Raw genomic sequence first — 9250 nt, forward strand, 5'->3', positions numbered from 1 at the left:
GATCCTGGAGACGTTCTCGCAAGCTGCCGTGATCTCGGGAGTTAGCCCGTGACGTTCACTTGAAGCCGCTCTGCGAGGCATTGCGCTGCAAGTGCGGTCGGTCGCAGATTTCACTGCCCCCGCGCGCTCGGCGGAACCGGATCACCTCTGAGAATTGCAACCAGTCGATTGGGTAGTAGAAGCGGCGCTCCGGCCGGACTGGCATAACCCATTCCACGATGGCATCCGAAAAGCCGAATGGCCGAGGTGATACCCCGGCCATCCGCGTCGTCAATGTGAGAGAGCTTACCGCAGGAGCTGGAGGATGCCCTGCTGAGACTGGTTGGCAAGCGACAGGGCCGAGATCGCCAGCGAGTTGCGGGTCGAGAGCGCCTGCGAGTTCGCCGCCTCCTCGTTCAGGTCGGCGTTCGTCAGGTTCGAGGAGCCGGTGTCGAGAACATTGATCAGGTTCTTCGAGAAGTCCTGACGGTTCTGCACCACCGACAGGTTCGACGCATAAGTCGCAGACTGCGACCTCAGGGTGTCACTGGCCGACTTAATGGTGCTGAAGACCTGATTGATCGACGAGTTGTCCTTGAAATCGTCCGATGTCACATTCTTCAATTTCAGGCTTTCAGCCGTCGTGGCTACACCTTTCACACTGATATTCGAAGTCTGGTCCTCGTTGAATGCGATCTTCAACTGGTCGCCACGCAGCAGGTTGACACCGTTGAAGCTGGAGTCGTTCGACAGTTGATCAATCTGCGAGAGCAGATTGTTATAGTCATTCACGAGCTTGTTGCGCGCCGTCTGACCGTCGCCACCGATGGTCGCCGTAGCACTGGTTGTGAGGAAGGAGTTCGCTCCTCCCGTAGCGTCGCCGCCAAGCGTGAGCTTCTGGGAACCCGCGTCGTTGGTGGTTGTGATGGACAGCCGTCCCGTCGAGTCGATGGAAGCCTGCGCATTCGCAGCCGACAGGGCATCGTTCAGCTGATCCAGGGTCGAAACCTGACCAGCGCCGGTGCCGAAGGTAAGCGCAGTCGACTTCGCCGTGGTTCCTGTTCCAACCGTCACGGTAAGAACCTTATTCGCGAGGTCGGCAGTCGATGTCGGCGTACCCTTGCCAGCAGCAAACTGAGTGGTGGTCGAATAACCCAGGTTTGAAACCAGAGCCGTCGCCGTTGAACCGTTGCTGAGGTTCACGGCCGTCTTGGCATCCTTGGCCTTGAAGGTGAACTTGTCGGCCGCCGCATCGAAGGTCGCGCTTACTTCACCCTTGGTCGCAGACACGACCTTCTGAGCCAGGGTGTCGAGAGTGTCCGTCTTCGATATGCTGACCGACGAACCGTTGACGGTGAAGGAGTCCCCGTCCGCGAAGCCGAGCGCCGTCGCCTTGATCGAACCCGTCAGGTTTGCAGCGGTGATGGTGGCAGGAGTTGTGAGTGTGGGTGTGGCGCCGAGCAGGTCGGTAGCACCCTGGCTCGCGCCCACAACGAACTTACCGCTGGTTGCGGTGCCCGTCAGCACAAGCCCATTGCTAGCCACAGACGCCGTGACAGCCGAGCCGCCAGCAGTCAGCTGAGCATTGATGGAGCTCACCAAGCTCGCTTGATCCGTAACCGTACCATCGAAATCGAGGGTGAGGTCCACGCCATCGACATTCAGCGACTTGGATCCCGTAAACGCCAGGATGTTGGCATCCGTCAGCGACGTCACCGTGCCAGTGGTAACCTGAGCGGCACCGGCGCCCACCACACTCGGAACCCCGCTCAGTGCCTCGGTCGGGCCCGTGGAGAGAAGGTTGGTGTCGACTGCGCCATTCAGCGCCTTCGAAGTCAGCGTCGCTTTCGCGGTGAAGGAGTTGGTGGCCGAGAGTGCCTGCTGCGCAGTCGACTTCAACTGGTCGGTGAGCTTCTGCAGGTTCGTGATCCCGGTCGCCGCGGCCTGGATCGTCTGGATCCCATTGCTGATACCGTCCAGCAGGCTGGTGAGGCCGCCCGAGCGTGAGTTCAGTGACTGAGCCGTGAAGAAGTTGACCGGGCTATCCAGCGCGGTGTTGACCTTCTTACCCGTCGACAGGCGGTTCTGCGTCGTGGAGAGCAGGCTGGCCGTATCTTGGAGTGAGAGAAGGTTCTGACGCGTAGCAGCGGAGAGGGTGATGCTGGACGACATCTGAATAGATCCTGTTCGATCTAGAAGCCCTCTGATTTCGAAGGCACCTCACCTGACACTGCCAAGCCTGCCTAATTGTTACCGCAATCTCTGGATCCAGCGGCTACCCGCCACTTCGGTGATTATAGTTTACGGATTGTTAACAGCGAAGTTCCAGACTGTCTGAGAAACTGGCAGTGATCCCATGGCGCTCCGCATAGATTTGAAGCCGCACGAGCGGATCATCGTTGGCAACGTGTCGATACGCAATGGCGATCGCCGCTCCTCGCTGACGTTCGAGACGCAAGCTAAGTTCCTGCGTGAAAAGGACATCATCACTGAAAGCCAAGCCAGTACGGCTTGCGAAAAGCTGTATGTTTTTTTACAGGCGATCTACCTCACGGACAGCGATCATGAAGTAGAAAACAGATTTGTTGCATATGCAAATGATCTTATAAAGGCGGCACCTAGTATGGCACCATATGTTTCTGATATTTATTCTAAAATATCGAAGAGGGAATACTATCAGGCTCTCAAGTCGGGCCAAGATCTGATTAAGTACGAGAAGAGCCTCCTGGATCTTCTCTCGAATTATGCCGAATGTCAGAAGCCGCCTACACACTAGCTTTGAACACGCGACATGTAACTGTGCAAGCCAACCAAAAAGGTTGAATAATGCCACTCCGCTTGAATATAAAGCCGTTCGAGACAATCTACATCAATGGTGCTGTTATCTCGAACGGTGACCGCTCCACCGACTTAGTATTGCATAATCACTGCCGCATGCTGCGAGAAAGTGAGATGATCTCCGAGGCAGAGGCGAACACCCCCTGTAAAAGGATCGTACTTCTTCTACAACAGATTCATCTCAAGGAGAACCCCTTTGAGGAGCTGAATGAACTCTCTCGTCAAAGCATCGATCTACTCGTCGCAATGCCGGATGTTGGTCCACACCTGCTAGCAATTCAGCAAGCTCTTAGCGAGAAGAAGACACACATCGCACTGAAAAAGGGGAAGGCTTTGGTCGCGCACGAAGCGCAGCAGAGTTGATCTTGTGAGGGACAGCTTCGGTACAGTTGGTCAGTCAACTCGGTGCCCGTCGTCACACCCAAGCTCAATCGCGATCTCGAACCCGCGAGCGACTTCGTCGGCGCTGGTGTTGGGGTAGCGATCGAGGATCAGGCCGACCGTGAGAGGAAGTCGTCAGGCTCCGTAATGCCCTCGCCTTCAAACAGCATCTTGACGATGAGTGTGGAGTAGTCGGTCACAGCTTCCTCCGGATATGGCCAACATTCCATTAGGGGGAGCTCCTACATTGTCGTTTCCCGCCACGACGTTGGCCGCTGGCGGGCGGTTGCTCTGCCAAGGTGGAACCCCGCGGCTTCATGCCAGCGTCGGCTTGCATGACCAGATGGTTCTCCCTCGTCGCCGTGCTCGTGCTCGTCACGCTTTTGGCGCGCGCCAACCACGGTCAGGCGCTGTTCCAGCACCAAGTCCGAGTGGTGGCCAACACGCCGTCTGCAAAACAGACAGTCAGGATGTAAACCATCCAAAATGAACCAAGCGGCACGTTGCTGCGGAATGTCCGATACAAACTCAGGGTGAGGTGGATTAGCCCTGCTCGGCCAACGTGATCTCGTCATCTGACCCAGCCGGCGCGAATGTGATCATGGCAGTGCTCCGGGTGGGCAGCATGATGCTAACGCGGCGGGCGAGGCGCTCCAGCTCTGCCACGATCGCGCCGTGGTGACGGGCAACTGGCAAGAGGCGGACGTTGCGGTCGCCGGCCGGCGGGCGGCGGGGGTCGACCTCAGACGGGACGCGCACGGGTCAGCCTCCAGAGGTTTTGTGCGGGCCATGTCACGAAACGCGCCATGGCGCGCGAACCTCCGAAGTCCTTGAACAGTCTGCGACAATGCTGATCATCACGGGCGCGCGCAAAGGCTGGAACGGTGTGGGACGAGGGTTTTCTGACGCGATTCCTGCCTGGCGCAAAACTTCTGCGACAGAGACCCGGTGCGGTACTTGCCCTTTGGCCGCCGCGGACTTTCGACCCCCCCAGGTGTATCTCGACCCTGCCGACCACCCTGGGCCACCGCCGAAGTCGGTACGGCCGTACCGCTCGCCCGCGATGCCGCTCCGTGCGAGGTTGTGGAGCCGACCCTGCATCCCAATGGGGGCTGGCACCCCGCGGACCGGACCCGCTTCGCGACCATGCGAGGTCCGGTCCGCATCTCCACGTTCCACGATGCCGTTTCTCGCCACGACGTTGGCCGGTGGCGGGTGCTCGCTCTCTCGTGCACCTTCGGGCTGCCGACCTGCGCGATGGAGACCACGGCAGGGAGGCGGCGGGTCTGGCGCGAGTGCCGGAACGCGAGCGTCCGACCCGCACCACTCCCGCTCCACGATGCCCTTTCCGGCCACGACGTTGGCCGGTGGCGGGCGCTCGCGCTCTCCGGCTGTTCGAATTATGATGTGGGCTAATGCGGGTCGTCTGGCGGGCGAGGTAGCCTCGAGCATCCGCCTTGGGGGCCCGATCACCCATGAGGTGGATTGCGGGCCGGGCTACCATCGTGACGGGCGGGGCCCGGCCTGCACCAGGTGCACACGCCCCGGCAAAGGTTGTCTGAACTTCCGGATCCCTTCGCGGGCGGCCCTGGCCCCAACCATACCGATATCAGGACGTTTGAGGCTGCCTGTCGATGAGCTGCACGCGTGGTCGGCGGGGCGCTCCTTGCCCTCGGTGTCTGGACCACGGCCGGCGTAGTGTCATCTGCGCTTCAGCTGCTCCTTGAGCCGCTTCGCCAGAGCGGTGCGGGCATCCGCGCGATCCATGAAGGCTTCGTAGAGGTCGATGGCCCGGCGGGCTTCCTTGATATCGCGTTTGGCACCCCAGAGGAGCCACCGGGCCCGCATGAGGATCAGCCAGTTCACCAGGCAAGACACACGAGCCTGCTTTGGGTGCTGATCGTGAGGTCCTGCAGGCGACCATGTAGGGCGTCGAGCTCGTCGCTGATGGCAGCCAGCTCCGGCGCCTCGACCTGATGCGGAGGCGCGGCACGATGGTGAAGAACCTTCGCCGGTCTTGGAAGCTGCAAGAGGTCGCTATCCATGTTGGAGACGGCTTGTGCGGGCGGGCCGCAGGTGAGAGTGGGTACAGCTCATACTGACGCTCTCGAGCGCATGGCCGCGATGGCAGCAGTGACGGGGCTGAATTAGGAACGCTAAGCGGTAGCGTACCTCCCTATGACTGGTATAGTCAAACGATAAGCGTTATGATTATCATCAAGTGTCATGGGAGTAGTTTGTTGACACCGGAGCAGTGCAGGGCGGCCCGTGGGCTTGTCGACATCGCGCAGCGCGAGCTCGCCAGGGCGGCCGAGGTCGGCGAGTCGACGGTTCGCAACTTCGAGGCGGGCCGATCCGTCCCGGGGATCCACCTCATGCGCGCCATCCAGGCTGCACTTGAGGTGCGCGGAGTCCGCTTCCTGGCCGAGGGCGACAGGGTGCAGGGCGGCGCCGGGGTGATGCTCATCACGAAGGAATGACGGCCGCCACAACGAAAAGAGGCCACCCTTGCGAGCGGCCCGAAGTCTAGGGAGGAAACGCCCGTGAAGGGCAGACCTCACGTAGGAACTCGCTCGCCAAGATGACGTGCGCGTGCGCACATGACGAGCGCCCTTCGCGCGGACTCAGGTCTGGCTGACTCTCGGATGCCTCCAAACTCGCCTGCGGCAAGCTCGGACACGAGACACTCTGGTCTCAGTGCAGCGGGTAGCGACTGAGGATCTCCTCCGTGCGCTGTACCGTCTTGTCGTACCGGCAAGCGTATGCCGCAGCGGTCGCCCCGCTGCCGCTGTTCCACTCACTCACGACGAGGTCGCCGCAATCCGCGTCGCGGAATGCGATCCAGGCGCGCTGGGCCGCCGCGAGCTGTGCAGTCCATGCAGCCCTCGCCTTGCCGTCCTGCCCCCGATCGTCCTGCTCGATGACCAGCTGCGCCTTCTTGTAGGCGGCGTTGAGTTTCCTGTCCGCCTCGTCAAGCGCCTTGTGCATGCAACTCGCTGTCCCGACGCCGGAGGTCTCATCCGCGCACAGCCTGGCCGAGGGCTGATCAGCAAAACCTGGGGTTGCTCCCTCGACGAGTGCCAGCAGCCCGCACAGGGCGCGAACGAGGGGTGGAGAACGACGGGTGTGCCTCGGCCGCGCCGCACAGAGTTGCTCGTGCTTGGTCATGGGATCGGGTTCACAGCTCGATGAGGCAGGATCGGTTCGACGTTGGTGATGTGCAGCCCGGAGGACGCGCTCCGTCGGAGCCGAGTTGAGCTCCGGCTGTGCGGCCGGTTGGACCGCCGATCGCGGCGGGGATCAGCTCGAGGGAACCACTACACCTCGCGCTCGACGAAGGCGGCCGTCCCGTAAGCGACCACCTCCATCATGTTCTGATCGGCCGCCGAGGAGTCGAAGCGCATCGTCAGAACCGCGTTGGCGCCGAGTTGCGTCGCGTGATGAGCCATCCGCTCGAGCGCCTGCCCGCGGGCCTCCTCGATCAGCTGGCTGTACTCGCTGATCTCGCCGCCCATCAGGGTGCGCAGCCCCGCCGTGAAGTTGCCGACCGCGCCGCGGCTGCGCACGACGGCGCCGAAGCAGGGCCCCCGTACCTCTCGGACCCGGCAGCCGGGAACCGTCTCGGTCGTGACGATGATCATCTGACACCCTCTCGCAGGCTGAGGTGGACTACTGGACAGGTTTCCGAGCGCGTTGGAGTTGGTCCTCACGGCGTGCAGGAGAGGTCGCCGCCGGGGCACCTGATCTGCGCCTGCAGGTCTCGGCTGCGCTGACGCGTCAGCTCGGTCCTGCACTCGCCCACGAGCATCGAGGCGATCGTGCCGCCCGCTGCCGGGTCGCCCGGGTCGTAGCCGGTGCGCAGGTTGCACTCGAGGTCACGGAAAGTGATCCACGCCCGCTGGGCGGCCACGAGGTTGCGCTGGCCGGGGACGTCGAGCTTGGTCCGCAGCACGCCGTAGAGCCGGTTCAGCTCCGCATCAGCCGTGGCGAACTGCTCGGATGCGCAGCTGGTCGCCTCCATCTGGTTGGGCGCGTCCGCGCACGAGCCGGCCCAGGCCGACGTGACGGGGGCGAGGAGGACGGCGCTCAGGAATGCGGGGCGCAGCATGACGGGCTGATCCTGCGGGCGGGAGGGGGAGCATCAGGGTCGCGGCTGCCGGTCCTGCCCGCCGCGAGCGCGGAAGGCGAACCAGCCGCTGTCGGCGTCGTAGAGGAGGTCAAAGCCGTTCAGGATGCGCAGCCCCGTGTTGACGAAGGGCATTGGGCGCGTGGTGTTGAGCACGACGCGCTCCGGCGCGAGCGGCGAGGCCGCGTCGCCGACCACGACCTGGTAGCGGGCCGCAGGCGCGGCAGTGTCGGGAAAGCTGAAGCTGAGCTGCGTGCCGGGAAGCAGCCCGGAGTGGCCGTCACCTTCGACGCGGTCGGCGACCTGCTCCGGCGGCAACGTCAGGAACATCGCCGCGACTCCGGTGTCGAGCAGGGCCCGCCCGCAGGTAGCCGGTGCGCGGTCGTTGACGCCGATGCAGACCGGCACGCCGCGCCACTCGCCGGGAATGGTGAGATGAGGATCGAGTTTGACGAACCGGAAGTTCCCGCGCGTGTTGGCGGACGTCAGCCCGACATGCACGCCCTGCTTCGTCACCACGTAGCCGCGGCGGGCTGCTCCCGTCCCCGACGGGGCGAGGTTGAGCAGGGGATTGGTCTCGGGCGTGCTCTGAGCCTGGCTGTCGTCCTCGCGTCCGAAGCCGACGCCCATCATCGCCACGTGCCGGGGCGCCTCCTCGGGCCTGCAGTGGCGTGGCCTGTCGGTGCAGTCGATGCGGTCGACGGCGAGCACCGGGATCGGACGCGTCGCAACCCCGGCGCCGTTGCGGCCCCACACGGTCACCGGGATTGTCACCCAGCGGCCGATCATGATGCGGCCGGAGCTGCTGTAGGTGAGGCGACCCGGTTTCGACGGCAGCGCGTCGACGTCGGGGATGCGCGAGGCTGAGACCACGATGCCAGTCGAGCCGGTGTCCATCAGGACGGGGTGCATCTCGTCGCCGAAGGAGAGCCCTAGCCGCGGCGGGTGCTGGATCCTGGAGTCTTCGCCCGGTGCGTCGAGGAAAGGCAGGAAGGTACCCTGACGATCCCCGTCGTAGTGTGGCAGCGGGCCGGCCAAAGCCGTCACGGTAAGTTCCAGCATGACCAAGCCAAGAAGGCTGTCGCGCAGGAGGCGTAGGCGGCGAGGCCGGCGGCTTCCGTGCAGTGCCTCGGCTCGGTCGTGCAACCTCGGCATCCGGGCACGCTGGGGTTCAGACATGATCTCTCAATCCGACACAAGCTCTATGCGTGGCCGCCGAACATGTTTCCAACTACATGGTTACAATTCATTGCATTTATAGGCTTTTGAGCAGCGTCGCTAACAGATACTTGTTGATACAGGCTAGATTTTCATTATTGCTACTCGGCAATCAAGCTTTCATATCAACACTTGGGATCCTGTCCCCGTCAGAGGTCGTGGCAGACGTACCTGTCGAAGCAGCGAGAGCTTGGTAGAGAGCCGTCTTGCTCACCTTCAGCCTCAGCGCCGCCTCACGCACGTTCAGCCCCTGTCCCATCAGCACCTGTGCCTTGCGCAGGATCTCGGGCGTCACGACAGGCTTGCGTCCACCCTTCCGGCCCCGGGCCGCCGCTGCACTGAGGCCAGCACGCGTGCGCTCCCGGATGAGGTCGCGCTCGAACTGCCCCAGCGCGCCGAAGATGTGGAAGATCAGCCGACCGTTGGGTGTCGTGGTGTCGATCTGCTCGGTGAGCGAGCGTAGCCCGATCCCTCGTGCCTCCAGGTCCTGCACGGTCTCGAGCAGGTGGCCCATGGAGCGGCCCAGGCGGTCGAGCTTCCAGATCACGAGGGTGTCGCCTTGGCGCAGGTAAGCGAGCGCCTGGGTGAGGCCGGGTCGCACGGCCTTGGCACCTGAGACGCCGCGATCCTCGAACACGCGTGTGCAGCCGGCGGCGGCGAGCCCATCGAGCTGCAGTTCGGGTTTCTGGTCCTGTGTCGAGACTCTCG

The 9250-nt window shown here is 62.9% G+C and carries 11 protein-coding genes; 3 read left to right on the plus strand and 8 right to left on the minus strand.

All coding sequences use genetic code 11. The annotated features are described in order from the left end of the window. Positions 1-285 precede the first annotated feature (285 nt). On the minus strand, positions 286-2151 hold the full coding sequence (locus DT057_RS32545) for a flagellin N-terminal helical domain-containing protein (protein WP_128566173.1): 1866 nt from the start codon (positions 2149-2151) through the stop codon (positions 286-288). Between the two features lie 184 nt (positions 2152-2335). Between DT057_RS32545 and DT057_RS32550 the strand changes: the two genes are divergently transcribed. Together DT057_RS32550 and DT057_RS32555 are read left to right on the plus strand one after the other, a co-directional pair. After that, the gene (locus DT057_RS32550; protein ID WP_128566174.1) at positions 2336-2755 is read left to right on the plus strand and encodes a flagellar biosynthesis repressor FlbT; all 420 of its coding nucleotides are present in this window, start codon (positions 2336-2338) and stop codon (positions 2753-2755) included. A 50-nt stretch (positions 2756-2805) separates the two neighbouring features. Beyond that, positions 2806-3180 carry a flagellar biosynthesis repressor FlbT gene (locus DT057_RS32555; RefSeq protein ID WP_128566175.1) on the plus strand — a complete coding sequence of 125 codons (375 nt, stop codon included), beginning with the start codon at positions 2806-2808 and terminating at the stop codon, positions 3178-3180. A gap of 1719 nt (positions 3181-4899) precedes the next feature. Here the strand turns inward: DT057_RS32555 and DT057_RS35765 are convergent. Both DT057_RS35765 and DT057_RS32560 read right to left on the minus strand, forming a co-directional pair. Then, positions 4900-5064, minus strand: coding sequence for a hypothetical protein (locus DT057_RS35765; RefSeq protein WP_162501580.1), 165 nt, complete (start codon positions 5062-5064; stop codon positions 4900-4902). Further along, positions 5061-5243, minus strand: coding sequence for a hypothetical protein (locus DT057_RS32560; protein ID WP_128566176.1), 183 nt, complete (start codon positions 5241-5243; stop codon positions 5061-5063). The genes DT057_RS35765 and DT057_RS32560 overlap by 4 nt, the downstream gene beginning before the upstream one ends. A 162-nt stretch (positions 5244-5405) precedes the next feature. On the opposite strand from DT057_RS32560, the gene DT057_RS32565 reads away from it, so the two are divergent. Next, entirely contained in the window at positions 5406-5678 is a 273-nt protein-coding gene (locus DT057_RS32565; RefSeq protein ID WP_162501581.1) for a helix-turn-helix domain-containing protein, read from the plus strand. Between the two features lie 214 nt (positions 5679-5892). Here DT057_RS32565 and DT057_RS37340 read toward each other — a convergent pair whose 3' ends face one another. The 5 genes from DT057_RS37340 to DT057_RS32590 form a co-directional block, all read right to left on the minus strand. Next, positions 5893-6366, minus strand: coding sequence for a lysozyme inhibitor LprI family protein (locus tag DT057_RS37340; RefSeq protein WP_128566177.1), 474 nt, complete (start codon positions 6364-6366; stop codon positions 5893-5895). A 149-nt stretch (positions 6367-6515) separates the two neighbouring features. Continuing rightward, on the minus strand, positions 6516-6839 hold the full coding sequence (locus DT057_RS32575) for a heavy metal-binding domain-containing protein (RefSeq protein WP_128566178.1): 324 nt from the start codon (positions 6837-6839) through the stop codon (positions 6516-6518). A gap of 65 nt (positions 6840-6904) precedes the next feature. Further along, a complete protein-coding gene (locus DT057_RS32580) occupies positions 6905-7306 on the minus strand; it encodes a lysozyme inhibitor LprI family protein (RefSeq protein ID WP_128566179.1) in 402 nt (133 codons plus the stop codon). A gap of 33 nt (positions 7307-7339) precedes the next feature. Continuing rightward, positions 7340-8386: a hypothetical protein gene (locus DT057_RS32585; protein ID WP_238314419.1), complete on the minus strand. Its 1047-nt coding sequence runs from the start codon at positions 8384-8386 to the stop codon at positions 7340-7342. 268 nt (positions 8387-8654) lie between these two features. Further along, positions 8655-9250: recombinase family protein (locus tag DT057_RS32590; RefSeq protein WP_162501582.1), on the minus strand; the 596-nt coding region annotated here is incomplete at its 5' end.

Origin of the sequence: Methylobacterium crusticola, from assembly GCF_003574465.1 — a bacterium.
Lineage (GTDB): Bacteria > Pseudomonadota > Alphaproteobacteria > Rhizobiales > Beijerinckiaceae > Methylobacterium > Methylobacterium crusticola.